Raw genomic sequence first — 16,082 nt, forward strand, 5'->3', positions numbered from 1 at the left:
TTATTGATAAACACAATATAAGATAATTGCCTAATTAATTAATTGACTGACATCAAGTTTAGAAAGTTCTCTTTTATCGTTTCTAAGCACCTCGAATCGGATTGCAACAAAAAAAGCAATCCTGAAAAAATAGCTTTTCTTCCAGAATTGCCTAGTTCATTTAATCTGTTAAGCGGCCTTGACTTTTGCTTTAAGGACCGGATAGCCTACGTTTTCGATAGCTTTTTGAATCTCTTCAATCGAAGTGACAGCTGAATCAAAATTGGTTTTGACTTTGCTGGAGTTGAATAATACTTTAATGCTGTCTTTATCAACACCGTTAACTGATTTTACGGCACCTTCAATTTTTTGCATACAACTTGGACAAGACAACGTTTCTAATTGCAATATAGCTTTTTCCATAATTCCTATCTCCTTTATGTGTTTTTATTTTATCGGCAGCAGATTAATGAACACTGCCTTTTCCTCTTTACAACTGTAATATAGCTCACTTTTAGCAAACGAAAATTGACGCATATCAAGTTCGGCACTTCTTTTTATCTTTTTGCTCAATTCACCATCTTAATAGTCTTTTTCTGCCCCTTATTGCCATCAGAATAATAAGAAATTGGTGGATAATCTTGTCTGCGTATAAACCATACTACAATCGCGCCAATAGACAGGACCAGAGACAAGGCATGCGAAACGCGGATCCACTCGCCAATCCATAAACTGTTCGTTCGCATACCTTCAATGAAGAACCGACCCACTGAGTACCACAAAACGTAACTCAAAGCGACTTCTTCTTGACGCAAAAGCACTGAGTTCTGTCCCATTGTTAATGAAGAGCGACAGAACACCAACGTGTAGAAAAAAGTGTGTCCGATTATTCGCTGTAAAGCAATAAATCATCTAAATCCTGAATCTTAATCCTTTTCCCAGACAGCTGTTGAATCAATCCCTCGTTCTCCAATTCTCCAAATTTGCGGCTGATGGTCTCAGGTGTCGTTCCTAAATAGGAAGCAATGTCCTTTTTTGCCATCGGCAGGGTGATGGTGGGAGAGTTGCCCATTTCAGGTTCCACATTTTCTGCCAAAAACAAAACAAAACTAAACGGGTAATGACACTCTCCACGGCTACTTGTGCGGTTTGACGTGCGGATCTTTCTAACCGCTGCGACATCTCTCCTAGCAGCTTTAACGAAATTGCAGGATACTCTTTTAGAAACTCTTGTACATCATGTTGTTGAATCATGCAGACAGACGTATCTCGAGTAGCTTCTGCGTATTCCTCGTGCACAACATCAGGATTGAACAACGTCCATTCTCCCGTAAAGTCACCCGGATTCAAAATACGAACTAGTTGCTCTTTACCAGAATCAGACAAGCGATAGATGCGGACTTTTCCGCGATTCACAATATACAAGGCATCATCTTTTTCTTGCGAGCGAAACAGAAACTCCCCTTTTTGATAGTGCTTCGTGTGAGCTTTTCCAGCGATGCGATCCATCGAGCTTTCCTCCAAATGGTTGAATATCGGGACTAAGCGGATACAAGCTGAGTGGTCTCCTGCTGCATGTGGTTGGGTGTATTGAGTCAATTCGTTCTTCCCCTTTATCAGTTTACTGTCCTTTTTTTTAACTTTCCTATATTTAGTATAAAGGCCACTGGCTCAAAAAAATTGACACTCATCAAGAAAAGTCTTTTTAACGGCAAAAAAATAGGAGCTGGAAAGAGTCCCAACCCCAAAATCTTTAATTTCTAAATGTATGTTTACGAAAAACCTAATCTTCATCCTCATCAAACGCATCGTCGTCTTCCAATGCCTCTTTGCCAATGAACGCTTGCAGCATCCAAATGTTTTTATCTAAGTCATTTTTAAAAGCAATCAGTGTATCTTCTAAAGCATCGTCACCCTCATCTTGTACTAAACGAATAGCACGAATCGTTAATTCACGGGTACTTCTGAAATCTTCGATAATATTTTCAACCATGTCTTCTGCTTTAGCGTATTTATTGATGGCATCTTCTGAAAGCATGGAATATTTTTCAAATTCAGCGGTGGTTGAAGCCGGTTTATGACCGGAAATAATCAAGCGTTCTGCTAGTTTGTCGAACCATTTTTCATTTTCGTTATACAACTCTTCAAATTTTTCATGCAACGTAAAGAAATTGGCTCCTTTTACATACCAGTGATATTGGTGCAGTTTCACATGTAATGTATGCATGTTGCCTAAAAGATGATCCGCAATGGCCGCTGCATTAATTTTTGTATGATGGACATGTTCCTTGTGTTCTTGTTCTTCTTGCAATCTTTCTTGGGGTGTTCTTTCTTGAGTAGCTTTATTTTCAGTCATGATTTATTCCTCCTATAATTTTGGTTTGTTTAAAATAGCTTCCTTTGATTCCTCCTTTTCCTTTACTGAATTTAGTATAGGATAGATTTCCGTTAAAAAAATTGACGCTCATCAAGAAAAGTATTTCTTAATAGACGCCAGGCTTCTCTATTAAATTCAACTGAAATAATCAAAGGAATGAAGTCGTTCCCTCCAAACAAAAATTTCATTAAAGTAGGGCCTAAAAAAAGAATAGCAACTATACTTTGTCAAGAGACCTGACTGCTATTTTTTTGCTTGTTATTCTTCAATTACCAAATGTCTTGCCTTGCAGTATATTTAATGCTCTTTCTCACTAGTGTTGCATGCAACACTAGTGAGAAAGAGTATTAATAAGATTAACCTAGAAGAATAACTTTACTTTATTTATGTCATACCATAAATAAAAATTGAAAAGAATTTTTTTATTTATTTTTAGTAGATCGATTAATAGGAGTTTTAGCTTAAAAGTATATTGCGCTTTCGTATTCGTTTATATCAATAACAATTCAGCTCTAATTTTACACTTTTACTAAATTAAATTTTTATCAATTTAAGAATCAGTTACTTTATTTTTTTCATGTTCCCATCTATTATCTGATAAACTTTGTCTGCCATATCTTTTAACCTTAAGTCATGAGTAACGACAATAATAATTTTATTTCTTTTGTGCGCTAAATCTCTGAGTAGCTCGATTACTTTCATAGATCTATCCGTATCTAATGCTGCTGTGGGTTCGTCCGCTAAAATATAGTCAGGATCAGTGTATAACGCTCTAGCAATTGCCACACGCTGCTTTTGTCCACCGGAAAGTTGATTAGGATATTTTTTTAGCAGTTCTAAAAGTCCTAAATCAGAAAGAAGCTCATGCATTTTTCGTTCAGTCAAATTTTGGTTTTTTAGTTTATCTACGAGTTTAAACTGTTCTTCGACCGTTAAAAATGGGACTAAGTTATAAGATTGTAAAACAAATCCTATTTTTTCCAATCTTAATTTTGTTTGTTGTTTTTTGGACAAACTGTTAATTGTACTGTCATTTATTTTTACGTCACCATTAGTTGGTGTCTGTAGTCCGCCTGCTATAGTCAAAAATGTAGTTTTTCCTGATCCTGATGGCCCTACAACTAAAATAAGCTGACCACTTTCTGCTTCGAAGTTAATATTTTCTAGTGCTACGTACTTACTACTCCCTTCACCAAAAATTTTTGTGACTGAGTCGAAAATTAGATTTGACATGAAATTAACCTCCAATAATTTTGTAAGGATCAACTTTGGCAATTTGGCGAATTGGTATCAATGCACCCAACAAGGACATAATAATAATACCTATTCCAGTTACAATAATATTACTTTTATCGATGACAATGGGTACCTCGCTGGGTAACGTAATAGCTGTTATTTCACCTAATATAATGGCTATAATAACGCCAATAACTGACATAATAAATGATTGAAATAACGTACTCAAAACAAGATATTGCGTTGAGACTCCTTGCGCCTTTAAGACACCTAAGTTGGGTAATTTTTGAACGGTCAGAATATACAAGAAAATTGAAATAACAATTAGAATAATAATATACAAAAAACCAATCATGAAGTTGAATGTGAGTTGTTGTGCACTATATCCAGGTAATTTATTAATAAATGAGCCAATGCTCAACTGATTAGTCCCTTTTGGTATTTTTGAATTATTTAACGTATTCTTGAATACCACAGCATTTGTTACACCTTTATTCAGTGATTGAATAGTGCCTGGTGAAATATAAACCACGGGAAGAGCACTTAAAGTTGCCCTGGGTGTAAAACCTGTAATTTTAATCCTCAATGATGAATTAGCAACTAACAAGTAGTCACCGATTTTGAATCCATCACTTTTGAATTTATCCGATACGACGCCGCCATTGTTTCGGATATTTTTACTACCACTTGTTATTTTCAATTTTTTAAATATGAACGATTTGGAATCAAGAGCTACTAATTGAGCATTCTCTTTTAATCCATTTTCTGATTTTAAAAGTGTACTATACTGTGAAATTCTGGTTCCATTATTGGGTAAACTAGCAACCTGATCCTGTGAAAGAAAAGATTGTTGTAAACGTCCTTCAGAATCACTATTTAAGACAATACTTGAAGCATCCCACTCGTTAATTGCCGCTTTGTTTAGGTTAGCTAAACCAGTGGCTAAACCAGTAAGAATAATCAAAAGATAACTTACTAAAAATATAAGTGCCACTATTAGGCTATAACGCAATTTTTCATGTAGCATCTCTTTAATAGCTAAAAACATAATGACCTCCTGTTATTAATTCTATTTATTATTAATATATCACTTAATGTGTTTTGAAAAGGTTTTTAATAGTAATAGTAATTTTTCTTGGGGTGTCACATATACTCTTTTTGATAAATCAATGAAGTTATTATTCATTCTTGAACTAATTTTGCTTGTGGATCAGTGGCTGCAAACACTGGATCAGTAATAAATAATGTACCTAATGCAATAACCGCACTTTCAAGCTTAAACTTTGTATTTTTGATAATTTTTTTCATTTTATACACCTCTTATTTTTATTTTATCGCAAAGGAATATTCCTTTGTAATGATTGATTTTCTTTTGCTTTTGTTTGCTTAATCAATTTGTCTAAGTTTCGTTTTTTCTGTGGTTGGTTACCACTCAACAATCGATTAATTGATTTTGCATATTGGAACATTTTTACAGATACTTCATTTTTTTCAGGTTCATTTTTTTCCAATTCTTGGGATTGATCTTTATTAGTATTTTCAATTTCCTTACTTAATTCAATTTTATCAGAATCAGGTAAATAAGCATTGCGATTAACGACCTTTTTCAGATTGTGTTTTGCTAATGGGCTTAGTTCATCAATATACTTCATGCTATCTTGAACAAAAAATACACCTTGACAATCATTAGGAATTTTCACCGTCTGAATGTTAGTTAAGAAGCCTTTTGATTGTTCCAACATGGAATTAATTTCCTCACTGCTGAATCTAGCAACTCCTTCGACTTTAGAAAAATCAGTTGTTTTGTAATAGTCAGATTTTGCAAGTAACATTTCGCCTTCTATGACTGAATCTATTGAAACATTTTTATCAAATTTTCTTTCAACTTCTGATTGAACATATTCTATCAATCCTTGTTTTATTCCTATTAGTTTTTCTTTTTTAATTGATAAAATTTCTTTTCTTTCAGGGTTATTTTCTTTTGTTATACTATCTTCAACTTGTTTAATTTTTGAATCAAGATAACGGCTAGTTTGAAATGGTTTTTCTTTAAAAATCTTTTTACTTTCTTCTTTTTCTACTACTCTTTCATTGTAAATGACCTCTGCTAACTGATCTTTATTCAATAACTGTTTTCTAAATATGGTTTCATTAACCATTGCTCTAACTTCTTGATTTGAAAATTTGTCAATATTCAAACTTGGATAAGATTTTTTGAAGAATCTTTCTGCTTGTTTATCTAAAATTTCATTTGCCTTTGTAAGCATATCTCGTTCACTACTAATTTTACTTAACATCAAACGTTGTTTTTGAATTTCCATTTTATTATTAAAGATAAGTGAATTTTCCCACCTCTTTAATTCACTAATTCTTTTGTCAATATTTTCATCATTGATAAATATTTTTAATTCTTGCGAAAGGTTTTTCAATTCCTTTTTCTCTAAAGGTGAAAATGTTTTTTCAAATTTTAAAGTAAAGTTTTGGTCTTGTTTTAATACTTTTTCTTGATTTTCAAGTTTATCAAGTTCGCTTAAAACATCATTGTAACTTTGAATTTCTAAATTTTTCCTTTTTAACTCACTTATAACTCCTTTATCTTCTAATTTTTTTGAGTAAAAACCTTCATGGATTGTTGGTAGTTCTTTTTTACCAAGTTCCGCATGAGATTTTTCTGTAATTTGTTGATCGATATTTCTATCTTTTAGATATTTATTAACTTTGTCTGCCCAATCTTTACGAATTTCAGAAACAAGAGATTTTCTATCCCAATCATTAGTTTTTATTGAAACTGTTACTCTTTGTCCTTTTTCGTTAAAAATCTGATTGCCATTTTCATCTAGTTTAGGTATTCTTTTTCTTTTATTTAGAATATTACCTTCACTATCAACTTCTCTCATTGTTAGCATAATATGAGCATGAGGATTGTTTTCATCATCTCTATGAATAGCTACGTCTGCAATCATTCCTTCACTGACAAAATTATCTTTAACAAATTCTTCTATCAGTGATCGTTGATCTGTATTATTTAATTCAATTGGCAATGCTACATTTACTTCTCGGCAAATTTGAGAATTCACCTGTTTTTCTGCTAGTTCCATTTTGTTCCATAAAGTCTGTCTATCTAAAAATTCATTAGGTACATAATCAGGCTTTAAAATAAAAGATTCTGGTTTAATAGTTCTATGGTTATATAGATTTGTTTTTTCGTATAGTTCACTATACAATTTTTCACCGCTTCGATAAGAAGCCATTGCAATTAAACTTCTTTTTCCGCCTTCTCTTTTTGCTATTGTCATAGATAAATGGAAGATTGCCAATTGTATCACCTCTCTTTCTTTTCAAACATGAGCGTAGCGAATTTTAACAAACACGCTTGACGATAAAACGAAATGTAAATTAAGTTTTATAGCACAATTACCACTAAATAAAATTTAGGGGTATAAGTGCGCCCTTAGTAAATCATCTAAGGGAATCCTTGATAAATTAATTTTACCACTTATCATTATAAAAGTAACTATGTTTAATCTGACATTTACATTTATAATTATTGATTTTAGAAAAATAATATAATATGATAGAGTTACACAATATATTAGGAGGCGTATTTCATGGAAAGTCAAGATCAAAATATTAATGCAATTAATGGTAATTTTAATTCTAAAACGAAGCCAAAAAAAAGAAAGAAGAGAACTGTTTCTGATATTGAACTTCAAATTAAAGAATTACAAAAGAAAAAAGAAGAATTAATTCTAAAGTCTAAAGCAGATATTGGTGACTTTGTTCTTTCTATCCTTTCAAAAAATGATATTTCTATTGAATCGATTGAAGAAAACAAAGAATTATTCTATGATGAATTAGAAACTTTATTAAATGCGAATAGTCAAAATTTTTCTGAATTACTTAAATAGTTATGGTAAATAATGATTTAAATGACATCAACAAAAGAATAGAAAAACTAAAAATTCAAAAAAATATTTTGCGAGCGAATAGCGAGCAAAATATTAATAGAAAACAACGAACAAAACGATTAATTGAAAAAGGCGCTTTATTAGATAAATACTTTGAAATTGATTATTTGACGGTTGAAGAAACAGAAGAATTTTTAAAAATTTTTTCTGAATATATTAAAGCAAATAAACCTAAAAAGTATCAAAAAAAGGAAAAATAATTTTCCTTTTTTTGATACTTTTTTAAATAAAATTGATTGTTCTTAATGTTTGTTCTTCCTTTTTTAATTGCTTTAATATTTCATTTACTGATTCTATATCCAAATCGTACCAATCACCAAAAGCGATAATATCACCTGATACTTTTTTTTCTATAAAATCAACTGTTAAAGTTATTTCTCTTGTTGACATTGGCGAACGTGCTTCTATTTGATATAAATCAAAATCATTTTTTTGATGATTGTTTATTCCTCTCATTTCTGTTACTGTCGCTTTTATAACTTTTAAAATATTACCTTCAAAATTTATTTTTTTTATTTTAATATCCACTTTAAAACTTCCTTTCTGATAAACTTACAAGCCTTAATTGGCTTGTAAGTATTTTTTTTCTTCTTTATCTTCCTTCACCTTTTGACTTCCATACATTCCCCTTATTGTGTCCATATCATAATTTTTTCGACTACGTTTTTTATAATCGCTTGGTGCTTTATACCATGCGTATTTTTTTGGTGAATAACGAAATTCTAGGGCTTTTATGTCGTCCTTATAAGGTTTTGTGTTGCCTGTTAACCATATAAAAGTTCCCACGATTTCAATTGATACACCGTCCATTTTCAGATTGAAAAGTTGATTTATAATGTCCTTAAATTGTTCGGGCGTTTCAGTCGTTTCTTTTGTATAGGTTTCGCCGTCTTTGTTCTTGTGAGTGTTTTTAAGTTTGCTAAACAGTTCGTCATATTCATTGTTCAAAATTTTCATTTCTTCTTCATTACCGCCACAATCGGGGTGTAACTTCAAAGCTAACTTTTTGTAGGCTTTTTTCAATTCTTCCAATGTTTCAACGTTTTTAATGTATTTCATTTTTATCATTACTTTTCTTTTTGATTTTTGGCTTTTTGACAACCATTTTTGTTAGGCGTTTGAGGAAGTGAAGCTGTTTTCCTCGAATGGTAAAAGCTGTGAATGTTCTACATATCTTGTTCCTTTCTTTTTTCGTTTAGTGGTTCATTTTCGCCAGTGTGTTCGTGTCGTTTGCTGTGACGTGAACGAAACATACGCACAAAGAAACCGCAAGGGCGAACAAAGTGAGTTCATCTTGACCCTTGCGGTTTTGACTGCTTATGTTAAGGTAGCTAACAGTAAATGAGACGTTACTCACTGCAAAATGTACCAACTGAAAAAAGAAAGTATCTGAGGTAGAGTAACGAACGGTTAGCTTTTACCATTCGAGGAAAGGTGTTAGTCAAATACAAATATCTTTGCAAAGAAATAAGTTGGGTTTGGAACGAGGAGCAACTGCACCGCAAGTGGAACAACTTATTTTATCCTTCTTAGGTTTTTCTTTTTGGTGTTTTATCTAAAAGAAAAACCTAGCTTTTTTTGCTAGGCTTTTTTTTTACATTTCTTTAATTTTCAAATTTTTTATTTCCCACTCAAACCATTCGCTAAAATCTTGTTTAAAGCCGTTAATAGAATATTGCTCTTGTTCTTCTGCTTCTTTATCGTTTTGAGGGTCTAAGTAGGTCGGTTTATCTTTTGGTCTTGCGTATACACCTATCCATGTTTTAAAATCGCCCTCAAAACTGCTATCTATGATAAAGCCTTGCTCTTTTAGCTCTTCTCTTACTTGAGCTTTTAGATATTGCTGTTCTTGTGTTCCATAAAACCCATTTTCTGTAAAATCTTCTAATTGTAATTTTTTTGTTTTTTCCATTTTCTTTTCCTCTTTTCTTTTTTTTGATTTTTAGTTTTTTGACAACCATTTTTGTTAGGCGTTTGAGGAAGTGAAGCTGTTTTCCTCATGTTTTAAAAGCTAGAAATAAATTACAGTGTACGCTCCTTTCTTTTTTCGTTTTGTTGGTTCATTTTCGCCAGTGTGTTCGTGTCGTTTGCTGTGACGAGAACGCAACATAGACACAAAGAAAACACAAGGGCGAGCTTGCTCGTTTATATACCCTTGTGTTTTCGACTGGATATGTTAAGGTAACAAACAGTAAATGACACGTTACAGACTGCAAAATGTACCAACTGAAAAAAGAAAGAATACCGTTGTGTGCTTTATTTCTCGATCAGCTTTTAAAACAAGAGGAAATGTTTTTATAAAAAGGCTATGTTAAATTATATTGTTGATTTTTTACGAGAATTAAGGGAACTTCCATTTTTAGAAGTTCCCTTTTGTTTACTCTATTAAAGTCCTCGTTCGTTTAAGTAGACGTTTTTACAAAATTTTTATTTTCTATTTCTTTTAAAGCCTTTGCGATAACTTCACATTTTTTCACAGCCCAAATGTAATGATTAGATGTGTTCGCTGTAAAATAACTGAGCAAATTACTTGTTTTCGTCCACTTATAATATTTTTTTGTCACGATTTCTTCATTCGTATGTATTTTAATTAAGTCTGTTACTCTTTGGTGACTTAACTTCAATTTTTTTATAGCTTGATTTAATGTCACATCTTGATAGTTCTCCCAAATCCGTATATTCAGGAGTTTAATACTACTCCACTTATAACCAGGTGCTGGCATAAAAGGAATATCCCCATCCATACCCTCTCTATACCATCTCTCAAGCATTGCGTGCCATTCATAAAGATGCATTAAAACATCTCTAAAATTTTTATCTCTCTCTGGAGTTTCAATAGAAATTCCTCTTTTACTTTTCGGTACTGATTCAATTATTTCAAGTAGTTCTTTGAAATTTTTCTCGCTATTCAATAATAAAATCTCTTTCTCATTTTTGTCTATCATAGTTAATCTCCTCTCTTTGACTAATGGAAATTTTAAGAAAATATAGCTTTGAATATTTTTTCTCTACTTTTGATATGATTAAAACTTCCTAAATGGTCATAATTTATAGACCAAATCATACAGCCCCTATTCTTGAACAACTTAGATTATCATTTGGAAAATTCTGATAATCTAAGTTTATCATAGGTTTCTACTGTTGAGAATAAACAACTTTCTATTATCATTTTGCTGACGGTTGCATCGTTGTTGCGATGTCTGATGCTATCGAGGAATCGGAACCAACTCAAATAAAAAAAGAGTAGTTACCAAAAAACGGTAACTACTCTTTTCCTTTTTTAAGGTTTAAAGTCCTGGAAGTTTAGGTGTTTTGGGTATTGGTGGTGTAGGTGGCCGCAAGCTTTCCAATTTTTGTTGAATTGCTTTAAATTCAGGGGTTTCTTGGTGTTGATTTTGAACCATTTTTTGCTCTATTCTCTCCAAAGTCGGTTGAATTTCTTTCCCTGATACTTTACGATTTAATTCTCTTTCTAAGGTCTCTTTCGGACTAATGGAAGGCGTTTCTAAGCTTGAATAGAGTTTCACTCCTTCTCTATTGTAAAGCCTTATATCGCTAAATAAGCCCGTTTTATGAAGGGTTTCTAAATTGGTCGGTAAGTTTTTGACAACAATATCATGCGCTTGTTTTGGTGTTGCCCTAGCTGTCATTGGATCATCTGCATACATGGTTTCATATCGTTCAATTGTTCCTAAGTATGATTCAATTTTCGGTACTGCCATGACGTATATTTTTGTTTCATAACCTTTAGATTGAAGCATTGTTGCGGTTTGAATAGGAACGTCTGTTGTTCGTCCTGTACCTTCGATCACCAAATTATACCCTTGATCGCTCAAACGGCTAATAAGTGCTTCTGTCATGCGATTCGAATAAGGGGTAACGTGTTTTACTACGTCTTTTTCATAGAGTTTCACTAATTCGTCAAAATTAGGGTGCTGTTGTTTAAAGGTATCATTATCAATGACAATAACATTCCCTTGTGTTTCTTCAAAAATTGCTGATCGCAAACTGGTTTTCCCTGACCCTGGTTGCCCACCAAGTAAAAAAGCGGTTGGCGATTCAACCGCTTTTTTTCCTTGAATCAATTCTTCTAAATTATCATTTAAGCGATTCTCAAATTGTTTGTCAGTAAAATTGACTATATTTGCCATATTAAGCCACTTTCTCTTTATTCAAAACTTGTTTTGAGTAACGATTCATTGACCGCCAATACTCATGAACGGCTTGTAATTCTTCTAAAGAATAATCAAAAAGATTTACACGTTTTGCAAGCTTTAATTGGTTTAATAAATTGACTTCCAATAATTGAGAGTCATTTTTATTTAATTCATGGTTCAAAACATAGTTTAATACTCGATTATAAACGCTTGCCGATAATTCGTTAATGATCTCTATTTCAAATGTTTTTTCATACGTAACTGCCATTTCATTTTCACTCCTTTTAAAGTTTGTCAGGTAAATATTTCCGTATATATTCTTCTAAGGCTTGATCCATAACTTCTTTTACGTTTCCGCCATTCTTTGCTGTTTCGATTTTTATGATATGGTGCAAGTCAGCACGAACACGAACCGTCTTATCTCCCATTATATCTTTTTTTGCACTGATTGGTGTATCATTTCGTTTTGCTTTTTGTGCGCCTAAATTTCCCACAATCACTCACTTCTTTCTATTTCTTCTTATTCTTATTTTATCATCAACAATCACAAATCACAAGTGATTTGTGATTAATCACTTGTGATTTGTGATTCTATTCTTTTTCGTTTTCTAATTGAATAATTCGTTCAAGCATTTCAAAAAATACGTTCTCATACATGGATAAAACTTTTTTGTCATAGCCTTTATGTTCTGTAATGCCGTTTTTAGACCAGGTACTTACTTTATTACTTCGCTTGATAATATTTTGGAAAACCAAGTTATCTTCTTTATGTTGCTTGTACAGTTCTTCCAGGTTTAATTTTATCGTTGCGCTGTCCGTATCAACTAAATAAGGAACAAAACCGATCATATCTAGTCCAGGGTTAAATTGTTCTTGTAAATCAATCAAATAGGAAATATAGTTTTGAATGTTGTTTGTACTTTCTTCTTCTGCTTGTAAAGGGATCATAACGTAATCACTCGCCACGATTGCATTATTTGTATAAACGCTTGGCGTTGGTACAGTATCAATAATAATGAGATCATAGTCACTTTTTAAAGGTGCTAAAAGAGTAGCAAGCAATCTACTTTCATTTTCAAAAGTCCATGAGCGAGTTAATTTTGGTAATAACATCAAATCAAACGTGCCAGGGATCAAGTCTAAATTATCAGTCAAATGAATAATAGAAGAAGCCAAGTTTCCATTTTTCAAGCCTTCATAAAAATTGACACGTGGCAATTCTACCTTAAATGTTTTTGCTAAGTCTTTTGTCAATGTTGCTTGTAAGTCCTTATCGATCATTAAAACTTTTAAATTAAATTTGTCTGTCAAATAAGCAAACATAGTAGATAATTTTGACTTTCCAACACCACCTTTAAAATAATTGTTTAAGATAACAATTGCTTCATTTTTACTGTTTAAAATACGTCTTAATTCTTCAAGTATTTTGAGTTCTTCCTTCTCCATAACTACGCCCCATTCTTTTTTTGTATAGTAATATTGTATCATTAAAAATCACAAATCACAAGTGATTAATCACAAATCACTTGTGATTTGTGATAAGTGATTTGTGATTAATATATAAAAGCCCTTTAAATAGGGCTTTTATGCTTATTTTGAGAATGAAATAAAATCAATATATCCCTTTTCCCCGATTTTTACAACGGCATTGTAGGACTTTTTCTCTTTATTTTTGATTCCTTTTACCAGGGTTTCTTTTCCCTCCAGTAATTCTTTTACATTCGTTTTGGTGAGTTTTTTCTTTCTAAAATGTTCAGCTAAAGTGAACTTACATTCAGGATAATTTGAACAACCATAAAAAGATTTTTTTAATACAATATTGTTGCCACACTTAGGACATTTTCCTACAATACTTTTTTCTGCTTCTTTTTCTTTCTGTTCCTGGTAATCAGAAAAATTTAGTTTTTCTATATCGTTAGGTACAGCTTCCAGTAAATGAACAATGAATTTTTTGATATTCGTAATAAAGTTCTCTTGATTGCCTTCTCTTTTACCGATTTTTTTTAAATACGTTTCCCATTTAGCCGTCATTTCAGCACTCGTTAAAAGGTGCTGACTTTCAACTGCCTGGCACAATAATTTTCCTTTTTCAGTTACAACAAGCTTATTCTTAATCACTTGGATATATTCTTTTTGTTTCAAGGCTTCAATAATGCTTGCTCTTGTCGCTTCTGTTCCGATCCCCTCGACTTCTTGTAAAATCTTGATTGCTTCTTCATCATCAACCGTTTTATTCGCCGTTTTCATAGCGGTTAAAAGTGTACCCTCTGTAAAAGCTTTCGGTGGTTGTGTTTCTTTTTCGGCACTCTTAACGTCAACCTCGGCATGTTCTCCAATGATAACCAAGGGTAACGTTTGAACGTCCTCTTTTTCTTCTTTATTTTGTTGTTTAAAAAGAATTTTCCACCCTTCTTGTTTTGGTGTCTTTCCGATCGATTGAAACAGCAAATCAGCTACTTTCGTTTGTATCTTGGTTTCTTCATACAAGTAATCAGGTAAAAACATGGCAACGGTCGTTTTAACGACTAAAGCATAAATTTTTCGTTGTAAATCGTCCATTTTTACTAACGCTGCTTCATTGGGTACTTGTTTTGTTGGGATAATGGCGTGGTGTTCCTGTACCTTGCTACCGTCCACATAACGCTTTCTAGGCTCTGTTTGAACCATTTCAAGATCAAGTCCTAAAAAACCGCTATATTTGCCAAAATTCGCTTTTAAATAAGCAAATTCGTTCTCTGTAATAAATGGTGTATCTGTTCTTGGATAACTCAATAATTTTGCTTCATACAGTCCTTGCATAGCTTTTAAAGTTTGGCTCGCTGTCGCTTTATAAAGCTGATTGACTTTTGACTGCAAACTACTTAAAGAAAACAGACTAGGACTATTCGTTTTTTTCTCTTTGGTTTGCACGTCAGCGATTCTGCCCTCTTGATTGCCTATTTTAGCGTGATTTGAAGAAACAAAGGATAAAAGTTCCTCTTGGGTCTTAAATCGCTGTGTGGGGCTTAGAACGCCCTTAAATGACCCTTGGTTTACTTTTATACTAGCTTCCACCTCAAAAAAAGGTTCTTTTTTAAAATTCTCTATGGCTTCCTGGCGTTGATAAATGAGATATAAAGTCGGTGTTTGTACACGTCCTAAAGAAAATGTACCTTGTACGCCTTTTTGTTGTAAATTCAAGGTATATAAAGGGCTTGCGTTCATGCCGATCAACCAATCGGCAATTTGGCGTGTTTGCGCTTCTTGATAAAAGGGATAGTAATTCATTCCTGGTTGCAAATTTTGAAAACCGCTTCGGATCACATCTTTTTCTAAGCTATTGATCCATAGTCTTTTAAATGTTTTATCTTTTGAAAAGGCATTTGCTTTATGGATAATCGACCAGGCGATATTTTCACCTTCTCTGTCGCTATCTGTTGCAACAATAATTGTATTTGCCTTTTTTAGAAGTTCTGCAACAATTTTAAACTGCTTTCCCTTATCTTTTGCAACTTCAAAATCGTATCGATCAGGAAAAATAGGCAATGATTCAAGTTTCCAATTTTGCCACTTTTCGTCATAATGACCTGGTTCTGCTAATTCCACCAAATGCCCAAAACCAAAGGTGATAAACGTTTCATCTGTAAATAGTGGGTCTTTGATCTCAAAATAACCGTCTTTTTTGGCGCTTTGTTTTAAAGCACTTGCGTAGGCTAATGCCTGGCTTGGTTTTTCAGCTAAAATAACCGTACTCATTAACTATCCCTCTTTTCATTGTTTTTTCTTTGATCGACTGTCACGTTATATCTTGCTCGATACCTTCTAAACGTTCGGCGATTAATTCCAGTTTGTTCTTCAACTTCTTTATCGGAACAACCATTCAAAAATAAATCAAAAGCATGTTTTAAACGTGGATCATTTTCTTTAAATTTATGCTGACGACCTTTGAATTTTCCTTTTGACTTAGCTATTTCAATCCCTTGGGCTTGTCGTTCTTTAATACGTTTGCGTTCTGATTCCGCTTGATACTTATATAATTCAATCACTAAATTATTAATCAAACGCCTTAAATTTTCATCTTCAATCCCATTCATAGAGGGCAAATTCAAAACTTCAAGCGTTGCTCCTTTTTGTTGAATGGCATTCATCAATTCTGTTAATTCTTTATTATTCCGTCCTAATCGATCTAATTCAGTAACTACAACAATATCCCCTTCACGAATATAGTTAAGCATAGCTTGTAATTGTGGACGTTCGACCGATTGACCGCTTAATTTGTCTGAAAAGACCTTAGAAACGCCCTGTAACGCTTGTAATTGCCGATCTAAGTTCTGTTCTTTGCTACTGACACGTGCATAACCAATTTTAGCCATTTTCAACCAACCT

General features: G+C 32.8%; 18 protein-coding genes and 3 pseudogenes. 2 read left to right on the forward strand and 19 right to left on the reverse strand.

Annotated elements, in window-relative coordinates; genetic code table 11:
* Nucleotides 1-168: 168 nt before the first annotated feature.
* The 8 genes and pseudogenes from AC4BC5_RS14950 to mobQ all read right to left on the reverse strand — a co-directional run bounded on the left by AC4BC5_RS14950 (nt 169) and on the right by mobQ (nt 6,909).
* Nucleotides 169-402, reverse strand: a complete 234-nt coding sequence (locus tag AC4BC5_RS14950) for a heavy-metal-associated domain-containing protein (RefSeq protein ID WP_022797162.1) — start codon at nt 400-402, stop codon at nt 169-171.
* A gap of 146 nt (nt 403-548) precedes the next feature.
* Nucleotides 549-800: pseudogene (locus AC4BC5_RS14955) on the reverse strand (prolipoprotein diacylglyceryl transferase family protein); the annotation flags it as partial.
* A 65-nt stretch (nt 801-865) separates the two neighbouring features.
* A pseudogene (locus AC4BC5_RS14960) lies at nt 866-1,578 on the reverse strand (Crp/Fnr family transcriptional regulator).
* A gap of 184 nt (nt 1,579-1,762) precedes the next feature.
* The gene (locus tag AC4BC5_RS14965) at nt 1,763-2,335 is read right to left on the reverse strand and encodes a Dps family protein (RefSeq protein WP_490497592.1); all 573 of its coding nucleotides are present in this window, start codon (nt 2,333-2,335) and stop codon (nt 1,763-1,765) included.
* A 582-nt stretch (nt 2,336-2,917) separates the two neighbouring features.
* Nucleotides 2,918-3,589 carry an ABC transporter ATP-binding protein gene (locus AC4BC5_RS14970; RefSeq protein ID WP_311801581.1) on the reverse strand — a complete coding sequence of 224 codons (672 nt, stop codon included), beginning with the start codon at nt 3,587-3,589 and terminating at the stop codon, nt 2,918-2,920.
* A 4-nt stretch (nt 3,590-3,593) separates the two neighbouring features.
* Nucleotides 3,594-4,640, reverse strand: coding sequence for an FtsX-like permease family protein (locus AC4BC5_RS14975; protein WP_428890439.1), 1,047 nt, complete (start codon nt 4,638-4,640; stop codon nt 3,594-3,596).
* 134 nt (nt 4,641-4,774) lie between these two features.
* Entirely contained in the window at nt 4,775-4,900 is a 126-nt protein-coding gene (locus AC4BC5_RS14980; protein WP_428890440.1) for a hypothetical protein, read from the reverse strand.
* 23 nt (nt 4,901-4,923) lie between these two features.
* The gene (gene mobQ / locus AC4BC5_RS14985; protein WP_490497593.1) at nt 4,924-6,909 is read right to left on the reverse strand and encodes a MobQ family relaxase; all 1,986 of its coding nucleotides are present in this window, start codon (nt 6,907-6,909) and stop codon (nt 4,924-4,926) included.
* A 291-nt stretch (nt 6,910-7,200) separates the two neighbouring features.
* On the opposite strand from mobQ, the gene AC4BC5_RS14990 reads away from it, so the two are divergent.
* Both AC4BC5_RS14990 and AC4BC5_RS14995 read left to right on the forward strand, forming a co-directional pair.
* A complete protein-coding gene (locus AC4BC5_RS14990) occupies nt 7,201-7,500 on the forward strand; it encodes a hypothetical protein (RefSeq protein WP_029486080.1) in 300 nt (99 codons plus the stop codon).
* A 2-nt stretch (nt 7,501-7,502) separates the two neighbouring features.
* A complete protein-coding gene (locus tag AC4BC5_RS14995) occupies nt 7,503-7,760 on the forward strand; it encodes a hypothetical protein (protein WP_016629479.1) in 258 nt (85 codons plus the stop codon).
* Between the two features lie 22 nt (nt 7,761-7,782).
* On the opposite strand, the gene AC4BC5_RS15000 is transcribed toward AC4BC5_RS14995, so the two are convergent.
* The 11 genes and pseudogenes from AC4BC5_RS15000 to AC4BC5_RS15050 all read right to left on the reverse strand — a co-directional run bounded on the left by AC4BC5_RS15000 (nt 7,783) and on the right by AC4BC5_RS15050 (nt 16,069).
* Nucleotides 7,783-8,088, reverse strand: a complete 306-nt coding sequence (locus tag AC4BC5_RS15000; RefSeq protein WP_490497594.1) for a hypothetical protein — start codon at nt 8,086-8,088, stop codon at nt 7,783-7,785.
* Nucleotides 8,089-8,121: 33 nt separating this feature from the next.
* Nucleotides 8,122-8,619 (reverse strand): DnaJ domain-containing protein, encoded by a 498-nt coding sequence (locus AC4BC5_RS15005; protein WP_002300565.1) that lies wholly within the window; start codon nt 8,617-8,619, stop codon nt 8,122-8,124.
* 535 nt (nt 8,620-9,154) lie between these two features.
* Nucleotides 9,155-9,472: a hypothetical protein gene (locus AC4BC5_RS15010; RefSeq protein ID WP_002326830.1), complete on the reverse strand. Its 318-nt coding sequence runs from the start codon at nt 9,470-9,472 to the stop codon at nt 9,155-9,157.
* 490 nt (nt 9,473-9,962) lie between these two features.
* Nucleotides 9,963-10,505: a ClbS/DfsB family four-helix bundle protein gene (locus tag AC4BC5_RS15015; RefSeq protein WP_173962519.1), complete on the reverse strand. Its 543-nt coding sequence runs from the start codon at nt 10,503-10,505 to the stop codon at nt 9,963-9,965.
* A 149-nt stretch (nt 10,506-10,654) separates the two neighbouring features.
* Nucleotides 10,655-10,795: pseudogene (locus tag AC4BC5_RS15020) on the reverse strand (IS1595 family transposase); the annotation flags it as partial.
* 52 nt (nt 10,796-10,847) lie between these two features.
* Nucleotides 10,848-11,711 carry a zeta toxin family protein gene (locus AC4BC5_RS15025; RefSeq protein ID WP_174121837.1) on the reverse strand — a complete coding sequence of 288 codons (864 nt, stop codon included), beginning with the start codon at nt 11,709-11,711 and terminating at the stop codon, nt 10,848-10,850.
* Nucleotide 11,712: 1 nt separating this feature from the next.
* Entirely contained in the window at nt 11,713-11,985 is a 273-nt protein-coding gene (locus AC4BC5_RS15030; RefSeq protein ID WP_000301765.1) for an antitoxin, read from the reverse strand.
* A gap of 16 nt (nt 11,986-12,001) precedes the next feature.
* On the reverse strand, nt 12,002-12,217 hold the full coding sequence (locus AC4BC5_RS15035) for a peptide-binding protein (RefSeq protein WP_001835296.1): 216 nt from the start codon (nt 12,215-12,217) through the stop codon (nt 12,002-12,004).
* Between the two features lie 91 nt (nt 12,218-12,308).
* On the reverse strand, nt 12,309-13,205 hold the full coding sequence (locus tag AC4BC5_RS15040) for a ParA family protein (RefSeq protein ID WP_012477197.1): 897 nt from the start codon (nt 13,203-13,205) through the stop codon (nt 12,309-12,311).
* Nucleotides 13,206-13,307: 102 nt separating this feature from the next.
* Entirely contained in the window at nt 13,308-15,452 is a 2,145-nt protein-coding gene (locus AC4BC5_RS15045) for a type IA DNA topoisomerase (protein WP_490497595.1), read from the reverse strand.
* The gene (locus tag AC4BC5_RS15050) at nt 15,452-16,069 is read right to left on the reverse strand and encodes a recombinase family protein (RefSeq protein ID WP_086310168.1); all 618 of its coding nucleotides are present in this window, start codon (nt 16,067-16,069) and stop codon (nt 15,452-15,454) included. The genes AC4BC5_RS15045 and AC4BC5_RS15050 overlap by 1 nt, the downstream gene beginning before the upstream one ends.
* Nucleotides 16,070-16,082 lie beyond the last annotated feature (13 nt).

The sequence above is a fragment of the Enterococcus sp. AMC2644 genome (genome assembly GCF_058216475.1).

What these genes read in the sequence shown, in the direction of transcription:
- AC4BC5_RS14950 (WP_022797162.1), bottom strand. Translation starts at nt 402, where the DNA reads ATGGAAAAAGCTATATTGCAATTAGAAACGTTGTCTTGTCCAAGTTGT.
- AC4BC5_RS14965 (WP_490497592.1), bottom strand. Translation starts at nt 2,335, where the DNA reads ATGACTGAAAATAAAGCTACTCAAGAAAGAACACCCCAAGAAAGATTG.
- AC4BC5_RS14970 (WP_311801581.1), bottom strand. Translation starts at nt 3,589, where the DNA reads ATGTCAAATCTAATTTTCGACTCAGTCACAAAAATTTTTGGTGAAGGG.
- AC4BC5_RS14975 (WP_428890439.1), bottom strand. Translation starts at nt 4,640, where the DNA reads ATGTTTTTAGCTATTAAAGAGATGCTACATGAAAAATTGCGTTATAGC.
- AC4BC5_RS14980 (WP_428890440.1), bottom strand. Translation starts at nt 4,900, where the DNA reads ATGAAAAAAATTATCAAAAATACAAAGTTTAAGCTTGAAAGTGCGGTT.
- AC4BC5_RS14990 (WP_029486080.1), top strand. Translation starts at nt 7,201, where the DNA reads ATGGAAAGTCAAGATCAAAATATTAATGCAATTAATGGTAATTTTAAT.
- AC4BC5_RS14995 (WP_016629479.1), top strand. Translation starts at nt 7,503, where the DNA reads ATGGTAAATAATGATTTAAATGACATCAACAAAAGAATAGAAAAACTA.
- AC4BC5_RS15005 (WP_002300565.1), bottom strand. Translation starts at nt 8,619, where the DNA reads ATGAAATACATTAAAAACGTTGAAACATTGGAAGAATTGAAAAAAGCC.
- AC4BC5_RS15010 (WP_002326830.1), bottom strand. Translation starts at nt 9,472, where the DNA reads ATGGAAAAAACAAAAAAATTACAATTAGAAGATTTTACAGAAAATGGG.
- AC4BC5_RS15015 (WP_173962519.1), bottom strand. Translation starts at nt 10,505, where the DNA reads ATGATAGACAAAAATGAGAAAGAGATTTTATTATTGAATAGCGAGAAA.
- AC4BC5_RS15025 (WP_174121837.1), bottom strand. Translation starts at nt 11,711, where the DNA reads ATGGCAAATATAGTCAATTTTACTGACAAACAATTTGAGAATCGCTTA.
- AC4BC5_RS15030 (WP_000301765.1), bottom strand. Translation starts at nt 11,985, where the DNA reads ATGGCAGTTACGTATGAAAAAACATTTGAAATAGAGATCATTAACGAA.
- AC4BC5_RS15040 (WP_012477197.1), bottom strand. Translation starts at nt 13,205, where the DNA reads ATGATACAATATTACTATACAAAAAAAGAATGGGGCGTAGTTATGGAG.
- AC4BC5_RS15045 (WP_490497595.1), bottom strand. Translation starts at nt 15,452, where the DNA reads ATGAGTACGGTTATTTTAGCTGAAAAACCAAGCCAGGCATTAGCCTAC.
- AC4BC5_RS15050 (WP_086310168.1), bottom strand. Translation starts at nt 16,069, where the DNA reads ATGGCTAAAATTGGTTATGCACGTGTCAGTAGCAAAGAACAGAACTTA.